The sequence below is a fragment of the Citreicella sp. C3M06 genome (assembly GCF_018860705.1).
GTDB lineage: Bacteria > Pseudomonadota > Alphaproteobacteria > Rhodobacterales > Rhodobacteraceae > Salipiger.
Genome location: NZ_JAHKQA010000028.1, coordinates 1 through 16,909, shown reverse-complemented (window position 1 = coordinate 16,909; position 16,909 = coordinate 1). Strand labels below are relative to the sequence as shown.

At 61.3% G+C, this 16,909-nt stretch carries 10 protein-coding genes and 3 pseudogenes; 3 read left to right on the top strand and 10 right to left on the bottom strand.

Features of this window, described 5'->3' with window-relative positions:
- Positions 1-81: 81 nt before the first annotated feature.
- The 10 genes and pseudogenes from KO516_RS05510 to KO516_RS05465 form a co-directional block, all read right to left on the bottom strand.
- A complete protein-coding gene (locus tag KO516_RS05510) occupies positions 82-1,005 on the bottom strand; it encodes a LysR family transcriptional regulator (protein ID WP_216002801.1) in 924 nt (307 codons plus the stop codon).
- Between the two features lie 159 nt (positions 1,006-1,164).
- A pseudogene (locus tag KO516_RS05505) lies at positions 1,165-1,392 on the bottom strand (transposase); the annotation flags it as partial.
- A 44-nt stretch (positions 1,393-1,436) separates the two neighbouring features.
- Positions 1,437-2,363 carry a YHYH protein gene (locus KO516_RS05500; RefSeq protein ID WP_216002800.1) on the bottom strand — a complete coding sequence of 309 codons (927 nt, stop codon included), beginning with the start codon at positions 2,361-2,363 and terminating at the stop codon, positions 1,437-1,439.
- 166 nt (positions 2,364-2,529) lie between these two features.
- The gene (locus KO516_RS05495) at positions 2,530-3,069 is read right to left on the bottom strand and encodes a ricin-type beta-trefoil lectin domain protein (protein ID WP_216002799.1); all 540 of its coding nucleotides are present in this window, start codon (positions 3,067-3,069) and stop codon (positions 2,530-2,532) included.
- Positions 3,070-3,100: 31 nt separating this feature from the next.
- Positions 3,101-4,945, bottom strand: a complete 1,845-nt coding sequence (locus KO516_RS05490) for an ABC transporter ATP-binding protein (protein ID WP_216002798.1) — start codon at positions 4,943-4,945, stop codon at positions 3,101-3,103.
- Complete coding sequence (locus KO516_RS05485) at positions 4,942-6,708, bottom strand: ABC transporter ATP-binding protein (protein WP_216002797.1); 1,767 nt, start codon at positions 6,706-6,708, stop codon at positions 4,942-4,944. Before KO516_RS05485 ends, KO516_RS05490 begins: the two co-directional genes overlap by 4 nt.
- 94 nt (positions 6,709-6,802) lie before the next feature.
- Positions 6,803-7,528 carry a DUF1499 domain-containing protein gene (locus KO516_RS05480; RefSeq protein WP_252737417.1) on the bottom strand — a complete coding sequence of 242 codons (726 nt, stop codon included), beginning with the start codon at positions 7,526-7,528 and terminating at the stop codon, positions 6,803-6,805.
- 82 nt (positions 7,529-7,610) lie between these two features.
- Complete coding sequence (locus tag KO516_RS05475; RefSeq protein WP_216002795.1) at positions 7,611-8,969, bottom strand: efflux transporter outer membrane subunit; 1,359 nt, start codon at positions 8,967-8,969, stop codon at positions 7,611-7,613.
- On the bottom strand, positions 8,966-12,073 hold the full coding sequence (locus tag KO516_RS05470) for an efflux RND transporter permease subunit (RefSeq protein WP_216002794.1): 3,108 nt from the start codon (positions 12,071-12,073) through the stop codon (positions 8,966-8,968). The genes KO516_RS05475 and KO516_RS05470 overlap by 4 nt, the downstream gene beginning before the upstream one ends.
- Before the next feature lie 4 nt (positions 12,074-12,077).
- A complete protein-coding gene (locus KO516_RS05465) occupies positions 12,078-13,256 on the bottom strand; it encodes an efflux RND transporter periplasmic adaptor subunit (protein WP_216002793.1) in 1,179 nt (392 codons plus the stop codon).
- Positions 13,257-13,334: 78 nt separating this feature from the next.
- On the opposite strand from KO516_RS05465, the gene KO516_RS05460 reads away from it, so the two are divergent.
- From KO516_RS05460 to KO516_RS05445, 3 genes and pseudogenes are all read left to right on the top strand, one after another.
- Positions 13,335-13,928: a TetR/AcrR family transcriptional regulator gene (locus KO516_RS05460; RefSeq protein ID WP_216002792.1), complete on the top strand. Its 594-nt coding sequence runs from the start codon at positions 13,335-13,337 to the stop codon at positions 13,926-13,928.
- A 175-nt stretch (positions 13,929-14,103) separates the two neighbouring features.
- Positions 14,104-14,948: pseudogene (locus KO516_RS24060) on the top strand (IS110 family transposase); the annotation flags it as partial.
- A gap of 153 nt (positions 14,949-15,101) precedes the next feature.
- A pseudogene (locus KO516_RS05445) lies at positions 15,102-16,116 on the top strand (integrase core domain-containing protein); the annotation flags it as partial.
- Positions 16,117-16,909: the final 793 nt, after the last annotated feature.

Here is a 16,909-nt window from a genome sequence, read left to right as displayed (position 1 = left end):
ACATGACTTAGCCACCCCGATAAAACATGATATATTTATCTTATTTATCGATAAGACGACTATTTCTCACCCAAAGAGAAATCAGCCTGCGTCAGACACTTGGGATGTGTCGTCCCCACTGATATCGACGAGCTGGGAAATGACAGAACTCTGATCGTCGCGAACCTGTGACTGAATAGACACAAGTGTGGCTTCTGCGGTCTCTCGGATGTCCTCGTCTAGGTCATCTCTCCAGACGGTCCAGACCGGGTAGGGAAACACCGGAGCATCGGGCACCAGAAAGAGTTGCCCGGCGTCGAGGTAATTCTTGATGTAACGCGCGGGAAGGTAGGCCACCGCCCGGTGTGTCAGGACATATTCTGTCGCCATGGCTCCCAGTGCCAAGGTCAGGCCGGGATTGGTCAGGTTTGGCAATTCGAGGGTGTGAGAGTGAACAAATTCCGGCCCCCAATCGACAAAAACGTAGTGCTCTGCAATGTCGTCAAGACCGGCCTGCCAAGAGGCTACCATCACAAGTTCCTCGTTCAGAGCCTTGGAGGCCGACAATCCCGGGCGCAGGCGCGGAGAGTACATCAATCCGATCTGAACAGTCCCTTCCACCAGAAACCGTGTCAGACGATCGGGCATTCCAAGCTCGGCGCGGACATTGAGCGTGGGCATCCGGGATCGCATCAGGTCGATCCACTGAAAGCCAAGGCGTGGCCACAAGGAGTACTGCGCACCAATGCTGAGAGACTTGGTATAGCCCTCTGGAACACCAATCTGCTGGCGAGCTTCCTCCCAGATCTTGATGAGCGACAGGGCGTAGCGTTCGAATTCCCGACCAGCCGATGTCAGCTCCGCGCCAGCCTTTGACCGGGTGAACAGCGCCTTTCCCAGTTCGGTTTCCAAACGTGCGATCCGAAGACTGACAGCGGATTGGGTCACGCCGAGGCGTTCACTGGCGTTCACGAAAGAGCCGGACGCAGCCACTTCGAGAAACGTTCGGATCAGCGCGATGTCCAACAGGGTCTATCCAAGAGATAGTTTGCAATGACCCGGAGTTTAGGAGGCTTTTCAGCCATTGTCATTCAGCTACGCGAGGAGTGACCGGGCGCTGGGGGGGATCAGCAGGTTCCGTGGCCCGGTTCCTCCGCGATACGGCAGGCTGACGTCAGGTGTTCACTGACGGCGGCAAAGGGGGCTGAAATCTGGCACTGCTCAGTCCATACCAGCAAGTCGCAGCAGGCTTTCTACAAAGCCTGTGGTCTGTCGGTGCGGTGGGCCAAACAGAACCTTCATCGTCAGGCAGGTCTGGATAGCGGCATCACCGAAGCTGTGCCGCCGACCGCGCTTGTCGCTCGGCGGCGGCACCTAGATTATATCACGGTCAAACCAGATCGACAGTGATCCTCACCGTCATCTTCGCGGGCAGACATCAGTTTCTGCAGAACAGCTCAGGGACGCGGTTTTTCAAAGGACGGGTCAGGGGTTCCGGTGAAACAGCCCATGACATGCGGATAGGCCTCGGTCACGACGTAGCCGTAGACGCCGTCCTGAACCATGCCGTTGCATTGATCGAGATCGCCGAGCCCTTCGACGTATTCCCAGTCATCGATATAGGTGCCGTCATAGGCGCCGCCGGGGCCATCGTCGCCGTCCGGGCGGGTGCCGGATTTCAGGCGATAGCTTGTGGTGGCCGCGCGGATCGTGCCGTTGTCGTTGATATAGCTGCCGAAGATCGGAAAGCCGTCCGCCGCAAAGCCGATGACCGGCGACGCCGCAACCGGGTTGTCCTGCTCGAACAGGGCCATTGGGTTGCCGTGGTAATGATACAGGCTGTCGTTCTGGGTATGCGCGTTATGCGCATCGGTTCCGAACATGTTGCTTGCGGTCCCCATCGGATCATAGCGGTAGGGCGCGGACATGTCGAAACACCCGAACAGGCCGTCCCCGACGCCATAACATCCGGCCGCAAGCAGATCGAGCTTTACCCCGTTCAGGAACACCGCGTTGTCCATGGGCAGCGAGAGCGGCGTCGGGGTTTCCGACGCGGTCGGTGTGGCCGTGATCGTATATGTCTGATCTTGCTCTGCAAACCCGTTGAAGAAGCCTTCAGCGGTGTTGAAGTCGTGATTGGGCACGGCGTTCGAGGCGATCGTACAGGTCTGCCCGTCCGTGGTAATCGTCACCGCGGCGTCATGATGTGTCTTGGTGAACAGGTCGGTGGCCGAGGCGGTGTTCGCCTCAGCATAGTCCGCGCAGGTCGCGGCACGCTCTGTCAGAAGCGCGTTGGTGATGTCATGTGCCTTGGCCTGCGGTGCTGTCGCTGCAACCACGATTGCGGCGGCAGTCACAAAACGCGCGTTATTATAGATCGTCATGGCGTCCGGGATCCTTCTGTCCTGGATGAATGAGCTTGAATTTGTTCGGTGCATCCATAGCGGGCTGGAAGCGTGCCGATCGCAGACTCCGCAAGCCTCGGGTCTGTTGCATGTACCCCCATGCGAGGAGGCTGCCGGAGCCGAAATCCGGCCCCGGCACGTCTCATCAGTCGCGAACGACCCATTGCTTGAAGCTCGGATCCAGATCATCGCAGGCGGCAAGGATAAGATCGCGCGACTGGAACGGGCCCGCATCGTCAATGGTCGGCGCGACGGTCACGCATTGCGCCGCATCCGAGGCCAGATGAAGTTCCATGCTGGTCTCGTCATACGCGAATTTCTGCGCCTCATCCCCTTCGTCACAGTCGATCAGGCCAAAGGGGTTCTCGGCATCGTCCGGCGCGTTGTAGACCATGCATTGGCCGGCATAGGTCGCGGATTCGATCATCCCGGTGCCCGGTTCATAGGAAAACAGCACGTCTTCGCCGGTCGGCTTGCAGGAATGCGCGTGCAGTTTGTCGCTCTCGCCGTGGCCCTCGGTATCGATGCACCAGCCGAGCATGGCCTCTTCGTCGAGGTTGTCCGCAAGGTGGATCAGCGGCCCGTCGGGCTGGATGGTCGGCGCTTCGGCAAGCAAGGTTTGCGGCATTGCGATGCTCAACGCGGCGGTAATGACGGCGGTGTAAACGGAAGTGTTCTGTCTCATCGGTCAGTCCTTTCTTGATCTCGGTTCAGGCCTAGTGGGGGCTCGCCCCTTTTGTTCCGGTCTGGAGGTGCCAATACCCCCCTTCCAGCGCCATGAGCTGGTCGTGCGTACCGGTCTCGCGCACAGTTCCATCCTCCATGTAGACGATCATGTCCGCGTCCCGGATGGTCGACAGCCGGTGCGCGATGACGAAACTCGTGCGGCCCTGACGCAGATCGGCCATGGCGGTCTGGATCAGCATTTCCGTACGGGTGTCGACCGAGCTTGTGGCTTCGTCGAGGATGAGGATCGGGGCATCGAGCAGGAAGGCCCGCGCAATCGTCATGAGCTGCCGCTGGCCCTGCGAAAGGCTTGTACCGCCATTGCTTAGAACCGTGTCGTACCCCTCGGGAAGGGTGCAGACGAAGTCATCCACATGACAGCGTTTTGCGGCGGCGATGACCTGTTCGCGCGTGGCCTCGGGGCAGCCATAGGCGATGTTGTCATGGATCGTCCCGGTAAACAGCCACGCATCCTGCAACACCATCGCCATCGCGCGGCGCAGATCGTCGCGCGGCATGGCGGCGATATCCTTGCCATCAAGCCAGATCACCCCGCTGTCGATGTCGTAAAAGCGGATCAGCAGGTTGACGAGGGTGGTCTTTCCCGCGCCGGTCGGCCCGACGATGGCCAGCATCTGCCCTGGTGCGGCCTCAAGGCTGACGTTCTCGAACAGCGGCTGATCGGCGCGGTAGCGAAAGCCCACATGTTCAAACCGCACATGACCCCGGACCGGCAAGACCAGCCCGGTCTTCGCGGCGTCGGTGGACAGTTCGGGCGCATCCAGCAATTCGAAAACCCGCTCTGCCGAGGCGAGCGCCGATTGCACCTGTGCCGCCATGCTTCCAAGCTGCGAAATCGGCTGGCCGATCTGGCGGATATATTGGATGAAGGCCTGCACCCCGCCAATGCTGAACGCCCCAGCAAGCACCTGAAACGCTCCGAAAACAACCACCACGATATAGGCAAAGTTGTTCACGAACATCGTCACGGGCTGGATCAGGCTGGCAAAGACCTGCGCGCGCATGCTTGCGGTGGTCAGGGCGGTGTTCTTGTCGGCAAAGCGCTGGTCCACACGGTCCCGCGCGCCATAGACCCGGATCAAGGCCTGACCGGTAAAGGTTTCTTCGACCAGTGAATTCAGATGGCCGGTTTCACGCCATTGCTCGGCATATCTCGGCTGCGCCGCACGGCTTAGCAGACGCGTTGCCCCGATCGAAACGCCGATTGCTATGATCGCGGCCACGGCAAGCGGAACCGAGAGCAGCACCATCATGGCGAGCACCCCGATGATGGTCATCAGCATCAACATCGCCTGACTGGCGACCTGTTGCAGGTTCTGCACCATGTTGTCGATATCGTTGGTGAAGCGCGACAGAACCTCGCCGCGAGGCTGGGTGTCGAACCATTTGAGCGGAACCCGGGCAAGCTTGGCCTGCGCGGCATGGCGCAGATCGCGCCCCATGTTCTGGACCAGATCGTTGACCAGCCACGCCTGAGCGAAATTGAGGCCAGAGGCGCTGAGATAGATCGCCGCCACGATCAGAAGCTGGCGCATGAGAGCCGACAGCGTAAAGTCGTCGCTGACCAGAAGGTCGGTGGCAAGCCCCAGTTGCCAAGGGCCGATGGAACTGCCGATGACGCTGCCAAGGCTCAGCAAAACCGTCACGATGAGGATCTTGCGGTTGCTGCCAAAGGCCGCCCAGATCCGCCGCGCCGCATCCCCCGCCGCCTTTGGTTTCTCGCCCGCGAGCGAGCCGCCGGGTGTTCTTGGTCCGGGGGTGCTTGTCTGTGTCCTCGAAACGGTTTCGAGTTTGCGGTCCTGCGCCATGCTCATGCCGCGTCCTCCTCGGGGCGGGCCTGCGAATGGACGGTTTCCGCGTAGACCGGGCATGTCTGCATCAGCGTCTCATGCGGCCCCAGCCCGACCATCTGCCCCTTTTCGATGACAAGGATCCGGTCCGCATCGCGGATCGACGCCACGCGCTGGCTGACGATCACCGTGGCGGCATGGCCGACGGCCTGTCTGAGCGCCGCGCGCAGCTTGCGATCCGTCGCCTGATCGAGCGCGGAAAAGCTGTCATCGAAGAGGTACAGATCCGCGTCGCACACAAGCGCGCGCGCGATGGCAAGCCTTTGACGCTGGCCACCTGAAAAGTTCGTCCCGCCCTGCGCCACGGGGGACATGAGGCCGTCGGGCATGGCGCGGACGAAATCGGCAGCTTGCGCAACCTCCAGCGCGTTCCACAGCGTGGCCTCATCCGCCCCGGCATTTCCTAGCCGCAGGCTGTCCGCGACCGTGCCCGAGAAAAGATAGGCCTTTTGCGGAACATAGCCGATATGAGACGCGAACTCGTCCGGCGCGGCGTCACGCAGATCGACGCCGCCCAGCGTGACGCGCCCGGTGCCCGGATCGTTGAGCCGCGCGATCAGGTTCACGATGGTGGATTTCCCCGATCCCGTCGCGCCAATGATGCCAAGGGTTTCGCCGGGGCCAACATCGAAGGTGATGTTTTCGATGACCATCGCCTCGGCGCCGGGATAACCGAACCCGACCTCCTCAAGCCGCAGGTGAAGCCCGGAGCCGCGCGGCGGCAGGGGTTTGGGATCGGATGGCGGACCAACTTCGACAGGGCTTTGCAACAATTCGGTAATGCGCCGGGCGCTGACGAGCGCACGCGGAAGCATGACGATCATCAGACCCATCATCATCACCCCGATGAGGATCAGCGCGACATAGGACAGAAAGGCGATGAGAGCGCCAATCTCAAGATCGCCGTCGCGCACCCGGCTGGCCCCTGCCCAGATCAGTGCGACCGATGTCAGCTGCATCACGGCGGTGAGCGAGGGCATGATCATCGCCATCAACCGGCCCGCATGAATCGCCGTGCCGGTCAGGTCGGCATTCGCCTTGGCGAAACGCCCGGCCTCGCGCGGTTGTTGCAGAAAGGCGCGAATGACGCGAATGCCCTCGATCTGTTCTCGCAAGATGCTGTTCACACGATCAAGCTGCGTCTGCATCCGTTGGTAGAGCGGCACGGCCTTGATGGTCAGAAACCCGATGAGCCCCGCCAGAACGGGAACGGAAACCAGCAAAAGCCACGAAAGCTGTGCATCCTGACGCACCGCCATGACCGCGCTTCCAACACCCATGATCGGGGCGACGACGATCATGGTAAGGGCCATGATCAACATCGACTGGACCTGTAGAACGTCGTTGGTACAGCGCGTGATCAGCGAACCGACGGTAAAGCCCTGTACCTGCGACAGGGCCAGCCCATGAACCTTGGCGAAGACATCCTCTCGCAGGCTTTGCCCGATGCGATAGGCAACAGTGGCCCCGAGAAAGGCCGCCGTGCCGCTCAGCGCCAGCTGAGCCGCAGCGGCCACGCCCATCAGCCCGCCGTAGTATCGAATGGCCGAGGCGTCTTGGCCGCCAATCCCGATATCGATGATATCGGCGCTGAAACTGGGCAAAAGCAGCGAGGCCGTGACCTGCCCCATCTGGCAAAGCAGGATCGCCAGAAGGGCCCATTTGTGGTGCAGCAGCCGATCACGCCACGGTGTTGCCCCGATGCTGCCCGTCCGAAGATGGGTCATGTCCGCTGTTTCAGCCATGTGGCGCTTTCAGTACCCGTTTTCCGCAGTCTCCGCGGCCTGCAGCGGCCGCGGAGTATTCGCAAACCCCCGCAGGTTAACCGGCGAACCGCTGCTGGAAATCGCGGATACGCGCGGCGTTCACACCTTGGTCGCTGCGCCCCACGCGAGAGACGCTGCGCATGTCGACACGGCTGCCACCGTCCTGGGCGGTCACGACAAGGACAACGTCATCGGCAAAGTAGAAGACAGAGGTCCGGGCAACGGCCTCAAAGCGAAGACGCTCGGTGTCCGAGGCGACGATCTCCCAGCCCATGTCCTGCGCAACTTCCAGCGCGCGCTCAAACGCGGCATCTGCGGGCAGGTCCGTTTCCAGCGGGGCGATATCGGGATAGGCCTGTGCCTGTGCCTCGGCCAGTTCCGGCCCGCCATAATCGAGCGTGTTGCTGGCCCCCTCGCGGGTGTCATCCAGCACCTCGAACAAGGGCGGGTTGGTGGTATCGGTCGAAATGTCGTGGATCGGCGCGGCACGCGGCGCCGGGTTGAGCGTGGAGGCCGCCATCGGCGCAAGCAGAGCAAGGCCGACAATCGTGGCAATCGCGCCAGCCAGCATGCCACCGCGTTCCTTGCGCAGGACATGGATGAGCAGCGCGATCACCCCCACCACGGCGATGACCATGGCAAGCGTGTTGAAATAGTTGCGATAAAGCCCAAAGCCCGTGACTGGCAGCCACAGCCCCAGCTGTGCGCCAAACAGGATCAGCGCCGCGCCGCACAGGCCGAGAACGGCAACCAGAAGCGCGATTTTTCCCAAATGTCTCATCAGTTTCAAAGGCCTTTCATCGCCTGTGTCCGTCGCGCAATCTGTCTTGGCTGCGCATATGTTTGCGTTTTAGAAATTACGATTACCCGCCGGGCTGCCCGCTCACAGCAGCGCCAGAACCGGTGGCGATCTTGAGCGTGGCCCACGCCTGAGCCGCGTCATTCACCGCCGAGGCCGCCGAGATCCGCGCAGAAGCCGCGCTCCGGTCGGTGTCGAGCAGGTCGAGCAGGGTGATGGCCCCTTTGCGATAGTTTTCCTGCGCCAAGCTCAGCGCGCGGTCATAATCACTGGCCGCCGTGCGCAATAGCGAGGCCCGTTGCCGATAGTGGGACAGGTTGGATCGGGCGACCTGCACGTCTTCGACGGCGGATGACACGGCGCTACGCCACGTGATTTCTGCCTGTTTCGCGACCGAGATCTGCGCATCGCGGCTTGCGCGAAGCTGCCCCTGGTTGAACACCGGCAGCGACAGCGCGGGAGCAAAGCTCCAGCTGTCCGCGCCGTCCGAGCGGCCAACGCTGCCGCTCAGCGACAGCGAGGGGTAAAGCGCGGCTTCCGTCACGCCAACGTTCGCCACGGCCTCCGCAAGATCGGCTTCGGCGCTGCGCACATCGGGGCGGTTGCGCAGCAGGTCGGCGGGCACGCCGGTGCTGTCGCCTCCGGGGGTGGACAATTGCGGCGCGCCCTTCTGCATCTGTGCCATGATTGGCGCAGCGGGTTCGTTGAGCAGGGTCGCAATCGCGTAGACATTCGCGTCAAACAGCGCGGCGTATTCCGGCAAACTTGCCCGAGCGGTCGACAGCAACGCCTCCGCTTCGGCGAGCTCGTATTCTGTCGTTGCCCCCGCCTCGAACTGGCGCTGGATGATTGCGACCGTTTCGGTGCGCGTTCTGATCGTCGTGCGGGTGAGCGCCAGAACCTCTTGGTAATAGCGCGCATCCGCATAGGCTGAAATCAGCTCGGCCAGCCACGCCAGCCGGACGGTTTCCGCCTCGGCCCGTGCGGCCGTCAACGATGCTTGGGCGGCTTCGCGTTCCCGCCGGATGCCGCCGAACAGGTCGATGACCATAGAGGCATCCAGCTCACCGCTGTCGATGGTGCTTGACCCGTCGAACCCGTCGCCGCCCGACGTGGTGCGGGCGCCCGAAAGCGATCCGTCGACGGCGGAATTCACGCCCGTCTCGCGCAATTCCGCCTGCGCCTGCCGGATGGCCTCGATGGCGGCCATCACGTCAAGGTTCTGAGCAAGACCGCGTGTGACCAGCTCGGTCAGGGTTGGGTCCTTGTAATCCAGCCACCACCGCTGGGCCGCGATGGCGCCGATGGTTTCCGCGCTGCCCTCGACAAAGCGGGTTTGCAGGGCGACCTCGGGGCGTTGATACTCCGGGCCGACAGCGCAGCCTGCGAGAAGCAGGCTGAGCAGAAGGGAACGCGTCTTCATTGTGCCACCGCCTTGCGTTTGCTGAACAGTTCGGTCGTCTTGATCACCGCGACATAGAAGACCGGCACCATGATGACCCCGATCACCGCGGAAAAGATGATCCCGCCAAGCATGCCGGTACCGATGGATTTCTGCGCATTGGCCCCGGCCCCGGAGGCAAGCACCAGCGGCAGAATGCCGAAGCCGAAGGCAAGCGAGGTCATCAGGATTGGGCGCAAACGTTGACGGGCCGCCGAGGTTGTCGCCTCGATCAGGGTCATGCCCTTGGCGCGCAGGGTTTCCGCGAATTCGACGATCAGGATGGCGTTTCTTGCCGCCAGACCGATGGTCGTCAGCAGGCCAACCTTGAAATAGACGTCATTCGACTGACCAAAGTACCATGTCGTCGCCAGCGCCCCGAGGATCCCCACCGGAACCGACAGCATGACCGCAAAGGGCACCGCCCAGCTTTCGTACAATGCCGCGAGGCAAAGAAAGACTACCAGCGCCGAGATGGAATAGAGGATGGCCTCCTGATCGCCGGACAGGCGCTCCTGATAGCTCAGCCCGGTCCATGCGGCGGCGTAGGAACCATCGAGTTCGCCGGCAAGCTCTTCCATCAGGTCCATCGCGTCGCCCGAGCTGGTGCCGCTTACGGCTTCGCCCGAGATTTCCAGCGCGCGGGTGCCGCCGTAACGTGCAAGCTTGGGCGTGATCATCTCCCATTCCTGGCTCATGAAGGCCGTCAGCGGCACCATCTCGGAAGTATCATTGCGCACATACCAGTGATCAACGTCCGAGGGTTGCATCCGCCAGTCGGCGCCGCCCTGAACGATGACCTCGCGCAGGTCGTTGCCAAGCGGGAAATCGTTGACATAAGAGCCCGAGAAAACCGTCGACAACATGTCGTTCACATCCGACAGAGAGACGCCGAGTGCCTCGGCCCTTTGCTGGTCAATCCGAAGCTTGAGCGCAGGTTCGGTGGCGTCGTCATTGCCGCGCAGGTTGGTGACCCGCCCGTCCTGATTGCCAAGGGCGACGAGCTGATCGGCAGCCGTGCTCAACGCCTCCTGCCCGGCGCCGCCTTGGTCGACGAGATACATGGTAAAGCCCGAAGACGTGCCGAGGCCGGGAATGGCCGGGGGCTGCAGCACGAAGATGCTGCCAAGCCGCGACTGGGCAAATCTCTGGTTCGCCCGCATCATGATATCCCCGGCATCAATGCCCGGACGCTCGTCGTAATCCTTGAGCTTGATGAACAGGATGCCGTAATTCTGACCAGACCCGCTGAAGCTGAAGCCGACGTTGGCAAAAACGCTGGCGACCCCTTCGGATTCCTCGGTCAGCAGATATTGCTCGATCTGTTCGATGGTGTTCTGCGTCTGCTGGACGGTCGAGCCTTGCGGCAGTTCGACCATGGTCATCAGAACGCCTTGGTCCTCGGTCGGCAGGAAAGAGCTGGGCAGGCGGTCGTAGATCCAATAGGCTCCGACACCCACCAGCGCCAGCACGATCACCATGCGGAAAGGCCGAAGGGCAAGCCGCCCCACAGTCGAGCCGTAGCCACCGATCAGCCGATCAAGGCCGGTGTTGAACCAGCGCAGCGGCGCCACCGGCGTCTTGCCATGGCCGGGTTTGAGAAGCTGGGCGCACATCGCCGGCGTCAGGATCAGCGCCACGAAGAGCGAGAGCACCATCGCCGAGATGATGGTGACCGAGAACTGCTTGTAGATCACCCCGGTAGAGCCATCCATGAAGGCCATCGGCAGGAACACCGCCGACAGCACCATGACGATCCCGACCAGCGCGGACGAAATCTCGCCCATGCTCTTTTCGGTGGCGGTCTTCGCATCAAGGCCTTCTTCTTCCATGACGCGTTCGACGTTTTCCACCACCACGATGGCGTCATCCACCAGCAGGCCGATGGCCAGCACCAGCGCGAACATCGACAGCGTGTTGATCGACATGCCAAAGGCCGACAGCACCCCGAACGTGCCCAGCAGAACCACAGGAACCGCGATCGTGGGAATGATGGTTGCGCGCCAGCTTTGCAGGAAAACAAAGATCACGATGAACACCAGAACGATGGCTTCGATCAGCGTTTCATAGACCTGTTCGATGGACTGCTCGACAAAGGGCGAGGTGTCATAGGGGTATTCAACGCTGATGCCCTCGGGCAGCGCGGAGGACAGGCTGTTCATCACCTCGCGCACTCGCTCGGCGGTATCGACGGCATTGGCCCCGGTGGACAGGTTGACGGCAAAGCCCGCCGCCGGATGTCCGTTGAAGCGGCTGACGCTGCCGTAATCTTCCTCGGCCAGCTCGACCGTGGCCACGTCGGCCAAATAGATCGCCGAACCGTCGGATTCGGTTTTCAGCAGGATGTTCTGGAAATCCTCGACCGACTGAAGCTGCGACTGCGCCGACAGGGAAACGGTAAACTGCTGCCCCTTGCTAACCGGCTGATCGCCAAGGCTACCGACGGTGACGTTGGTGTTCTGTTCCGAAACCGCCGAGGTGACATCGGATGCCGTCAGCTGATACTGGTACAGCCGCTCGGGGTTCAGCCAGATCCGCATGGCATATTCGGTGCCGAAGCTGTTGATCGAGCCGACACCGTCGGTGCGCTGAACCGCATCTTCGATGGTGCTGCTGAGAACGTCGCCCAGTTCCAGCGAGGTATAGCTGTCGTCTTCGCTGACCAGCGCCCCGACCAACAGGATCGAACTGGTCGAACGCGTGACCGACACGCCATTGTTCGTCACCGTATCGGGCAGCTGCGATTCCACCAGTTGCAGTTTGTTCTGCACCTGCACCTGCGCCATGTCAGGGTCGATGGAATCGTCAAATGTCAGCGAAACGCTCGACGAGCCCTCGCTGGAGGACGAGATCATGTAGGTCAGCCCGTCAAGCCCGGTCAGACCGTCTTCGATCACCGAGGTAACCGAGTTTTCCACCGTTTCGGCCGACGCGCCGGTGTAGGTTGCGGTGATCCGCACGGTTGTCGGGGCGATGTCGGGATATTGCGAAATCGACAGGCTGCTCATGCTGAAGGCACCCAGCAGCATGGTCGCAATGGCAAGCACCCAGGCGAACACCGGGCGGTGAATAAAGAACGCGGCCATTGATTTAGTCCTCTGCGGCGGGGGTTTCGGCATCGCGTGTGATGCCGTCTTCATCAATGGTCGCCGCAACGGGTTTCACGTCCTGCCCCGAACGAAGCGACGACAGCCCGTCCACGATCAACTGGTCGCCCTCGCTTAGCCCGCTGCGCACGATCCACGAATTGTCATAGCTGCCGTCGTCTTCAAGAGTGATCTGTTTTGCCTTGCCGTCATCGCTCACGACATAGGCGGTAAGCTTGCCCGAATTGTCCCGCGTCGCGGCCCGTTGCGGCACGAGAAAGGCCTCCACCGTCCCGATGGTGACCTGTCCGCGCACAAACATGCCCGGAATGATCACATGGTCAGGGTTGTCGAACTTGAACCGGATCGTCACGGTCCCGGTCGTGGTCGAGGCCGTGTTCCCCGCCGTCACCAATTGACCAACGCCGTGGAAGACCTCTTCGTTCTCCAGCACCAATGTCGCCTGAAGCGAGTCATTCTGCTTGATCACGCCCTCGGTGATGGCCTTGCGCACAGAGAGAATGCGCGCGCTGGCTTCCATCATGTCCACATAGATCGGATCGGACTGCACGATGGTGGTCAGCTCGTCGCTCTGGCCCGCCGTCACAAGGTCACCGACCGAAACCGTCGACACATCGGCGCGTCCGGCGATCGGGCTTTTGATGGTGGTCCATGACAATTCGGTCTGGGCATATTCCAGAGCCGCCTTGGTCGAATCCAGCGTCGCCTTGGCCTCTGCCAGAGTTGCACGGGCGGATTCGACTTCGGCCTCGGTATAGCCGCTGCCGGACAGGCGTTCGGCGCGATCACTGGCCGCCTGTGCCAGTATCAGGTTTGCTTCGGCTGTGGCGACGTCCGAACACGCCGCGGCCTCTGCCGCGACATAAGAGGAATCATCGATGCGAAACAGCGGATCGCCGACCTCAAGAACTTGATCCGGCGTATACAGCACCTCTTCGATGACCCCCCCCACGCGTGGGCGCACCTCGACCTCCTGAAACGCGACAGCACTGCCAGGCGAGGTCACGATACGGGGAATCTCTTGCAGGGTCATTTCGACAACGCCGACTTCGAGCGGCCCCATGTCCATGCCGCCCGGCGGTCCGAATTGCGCATTTGCAATCGTGGCAGACCCCGTCAGCGCAAGAACCGCCCCCAACATTTTCCAAACGCCGACCTTCATCCGATTCTCGTTCCTTGACTGTTCCACAATTTTCATACCTACTACGCAAATGTTGCACACTACGCAAGAATTGAGGCCATGACAGTTTCGTTACGCGAGAGACGAAGACAACAAACCGCACGTGACATCCAACTGGCGACGCTGAAATTGGCAGTCGAGCGCGGGCTTGAAAACGTCACCACCGAAGAGATCGCCGCATCTGCGGGTGTCAGCACGCGAACCTTCTTTAACTATTACGTTAACAAAGAAACGGCCGCGATCGGGGCGCCACCTGCTTTCCGCAAGGAGGACAAGAATGCCTTGTGCGACGGAACAGGGGCGCTACGGAACGACCTCAAGCGGTTTCTGCACCGGCACATGGAGAACCTGACCAAGGATGAACCCATTCTCAGGATGATCGGTACCGTCCTGCGCTCGAATGAAAAAGCGCGCGGAATCCTCGAAGGCTTTATCATCATGGAACGAGATGAACTCACGGAACACCTGTGCCGTCGCGTGCAAAATCGCCAAGTCGCAGCCGCCCTCGCCAGTAGCGCCACAGACGCGATCGCCCGGACGATTCACCTATGGGAGCAGGAAAAAAACCTAACCCTTGGCGCCGCCCTAGACATGGTCTGGGATGGGCTCATCGAATCATCACATCTCTTGGCTTCAACATCCAAGGACGCCTGAATACGCCGCACATCCCCTGCCGGGCAGTGGACAGCACAGGCATCACATCCGAGGGTGAAGGCGAGTGGACCACCCGCAAACTTGGCGGCTCCAAACGGCGTTAAGGATGTGACCGCCCCCCGACGGCATCTGTGTGCCAAGGTGGGTCTGCGATGTTTCACCAAGGCGGACGGTCATGTCGGGGATTATCACGTTCGGGCGTGATCTAGCGAAGAATGCGTTCCAAGCGCATGGGGCTGACGCGGGTCGGGATCTGCTCCGCAAGAAGCTGAGACGGCTTCAGGCCCTTGAGTTTATCGCACAACTGCCAGCCTGCGGCGCCGCAATAAAAGCCTGTGGCGGCGCGCATTTCAGGGGCTGCAAGTTAGGGACGCTCGGCCACGACGTGAGGCTCATCCCGCCCGCCGACGTGCAGCCCTTCGTGAAGCGCCAGAAGCCGATGCCAAGGCGATCTGCGTGGATTCAAGCCGTTCGCGCAGCGAGAAATGATCCGGGGGATCGTTTTCAGGCAGTAAGCCTGCGCCCGACGATGCACTTCGTGCCTGTGAAAAGCAAAGAGACGCAGGGCGCGGCAATGGTGTGTCGCCTGCGCGGCTTCTGATCCAGCAGCGGGCCCAGGCCATCAATTCACTTCGAGCGCATCTCGGCGCGCTCGCACATGTCGTGCCACAAGGGCTGGCCAACGCGACGAAGCCTCATGAAATCATCGAAGATCCGGAATGCGATCTGCCTGCCGACGCTATCCCCACACTCAAGGCCCCGATCGCCCCACTGGCGCAGTTGGAAGCAGAGATCGGCAAGCTCGATACCGAGATCACCCGTCGCGCCAAGGATAAGAACGTGGCGGCGCGGCGGATGACGCTGCCCGGTATTGGCCCGCTGATCGTCACGGTCATTGCGCCCCTTGCGCCACCACCCGAGACCTTCCGCAAGGCCTGGGAGTTTTCTGCTTGGCTCGTGCTCACGCCCCGGCAGCATACGTCGGGCGGTAAACAAAGGCTCGGGGCCACGACGACCCTCTCGTAACATCGCTTGGTAATCCCCCCCGATCTTAAGGGGATGCGGAAGTAGAATTTTCTCGGCAGGATGAACGAGGAGATTCCGATGAAGAAGACACGTTTTAGCGAGGCCCAGATCATGCACTGCCCGGCAGGGCATTGCGCAGCAATGGCCCGAGAGGGGCAGCGCCGAGAGTTGGCCGTGAAAGCGGTGGCGATGAAGGGCGTCAGCATCGCGCTGGCCTGTCGGACCTTCCAGGTCAGCGAGACCTGTTACCGGTACAGCCCCAAGCTGGACGACGAGAACGAACAGATCGCCGACCTGCTGCTCGGGCTGACAAAAGCAAAGAAGAGCTGGGGCTTTGGCCTGTGCTTTCTCTACCTGCGCAATGTCCAAGGATGAGCCGTTGTCGCGCCATTGGTCCGAGAGACAATGGCGAATGCTGGAACCACAAGCGCGTCTACCGGATCTACCGCGAGCTGGAGCTGAACCTGCGCCCCTCTCGGGACATTGCTTCGCAATGCCCTGCCGGGTGACAATCAAGCCGCGCAAGCGGCTGAAACGGGAGAAGCCTGACACGCTGGCGGTTCCGGAAGCTGCGAATGAGGTCTGGTCCATGGATTTCATGGCTGACAGGCTCGGGCCATTGCTGCGCAATGCCCTGCCGGGCAGTGGACGGTCGTCAGTTCTGGCTGCTGAACGTGCTGGACGATTTCAACCGCGAGGGCCTGGGAATCGAGGTCGACTTCTCGCTGCCTGCCGAGCGCGTGGTCCGGGCGCAGAACCAGATCATTGAATGGAGCGGCGCGCCAAAGACGATCAGGGTCGACAACGGCCCGGAATACATCAGCGGCACCCTCCCTCTCGGGATATTCCTGCGGAATACCCTGCCGGGCAGTGCATGGAATGGGCGGAGCACAAGGGCATCGTCCTAGCCCATATTCAGCCCGGGAAACCGCAGCAGAACGCTTATGTCGAGCGCTAAAATCGGACGGTCCGGCACGAGTGGCTGGACCTCCACATCTTCGAAACCATCGACGAGGTGCAGCAGATTGCCTCCGAGTGGCTCTGGTCCTACAACAACCCTCTCGTGCCATTTCCTGCGGAAATGCACTGCCGGGCAGTGGAGCGCCCCAACATGGGAAACGGCGGGATGACGCCCGCCCAGAAACTGAGCATGGCCGCGTAAATTCTACGACCAAGCCCCCGTAAAAACGGGGGGGATTACCGCTTCACGATGCACTGCCGGACAAGAGATGGCCCGGGGCGGTGCCTACCACTCTCCTGTCGCGGCGGCGTAAGCCGACCGTCGATGGCGAGAACGTCGGAGCCAAAGAGGGCAAGGAGAAGTTTGACGCAACGGCCGTGAGACGGCATCAGAGGAACCAGCCTGCAGCAAAGTGCCGCCGAGCACGCGGCGTTGATCTGGAGCCTGATCCACAAACACCATACGGGCCCGCGGCATTTGTAAGGTCGCATCCTGAGGCCCGACATACGTTAGCACCCGACAATGCGTCAGAAAAAGCTTCAGAACCCCTCTTGCGCTTGGGGCCGTTACATATGTGGCAGAACTCTGTTTGTGAGGGTTTCACATCGTGAACCCATGCTTTTAGATGACGGTGTCTAATCTCTGTTCTTGCGTCAAACCCTTTGCGCTTTGAAATGCGCCCGCCGGAGGTATGGATGTCTTCGCGGTCGGCACTGGGCCGCCGCATGTCGGGGCCTCGCGGGGGGGGGGAGCCTCAATGTGGATGACGCACTCGTTCTGTTGCATGCCGCAACCCCATCTACGAACCGCGTCCCGTCAAGAACCGATCAAGCGTTCTGGTTTCGAACGCTATCTGCTTGGGCTTTGGCAGCAGGGCCTATCTGCGGATCGGAGACTTCCCTGGATTTCAGCATCGCATGCATGATCACGGCGAGCTTGCGCGCTACGGCTACGGTGGCGCGTTTGAATCCGACCTGACCTGCCCCCCGCGAAA

Excerpts from the sequence above, each read along its gene's own strand:
- KO516_RS05500 (WP_216002800.1), bottom strand. The coding sequence starts at position 2,363 with ATGACGATCTATAATAACGCGCGTTTTGTGACTGCCGCCGCAATCGTG.
- KO516_RS05495 (WP_216002799.1), bottom strand. The coding sequence starts at position 3,069 with ATGAGACAGAACACTTCCGTTTACACCGCCGTCATTACCGCCGCGTTG.
- KO516_RS05490 (WP_216002798.1), bottom strand. The coding sequence starts at position 4,945 with ATGAGCATGGCGCAGGACCGCAAACTCGAAACCGTTTCGAGGACACAG.
- KO516_RS05485 (WP_216002797.1), bottom strand. The coding sequence starts at position 6,708 with ATGACCCATCTTCGGACGGGCAGCATCGGGGCAACACCGTGGCGTGAT.
- KO516_RS05480 (WP_252737417.1), bottom strand. The coding sequence starts at position 7,528 with ATGAGACATTTGGGAAAAATCGCGCTTCTGGTTGCCGTTCTCGGCCTG.
- KO516_RS05475 (WP_216002795.1), bottom strand. The coding sequence starts at position 8,969 with ATGAAGACGCGTTCCCTTCTGCTCAGCCTGCTTCTCGCAGGCTGCGCT.
- KO516_RS05470 (WP_216002794.1), bottom strand. The coding sequence starts at position 12,073 with ATGGCCGCGTTCTTTATTCACCGCCCGGTGTTCGCCTGGGTGCTTGCC.
- KO516_RS05465 (WP_216002793.1), bottom strand. The coding sequence starts at position 13,256 with ATGAAGGTCGGCGTTTGGAAAATGTTGGGGGCGGTTCTTGCGCTGACG.
- KO516_RS05460 (WP_216002792.1), top strand. The coding sequence starts at position 13,335 with ATGACAGTTTCGTTACGCGAGAGACGAAGACAACAAACCGCACGTGAC.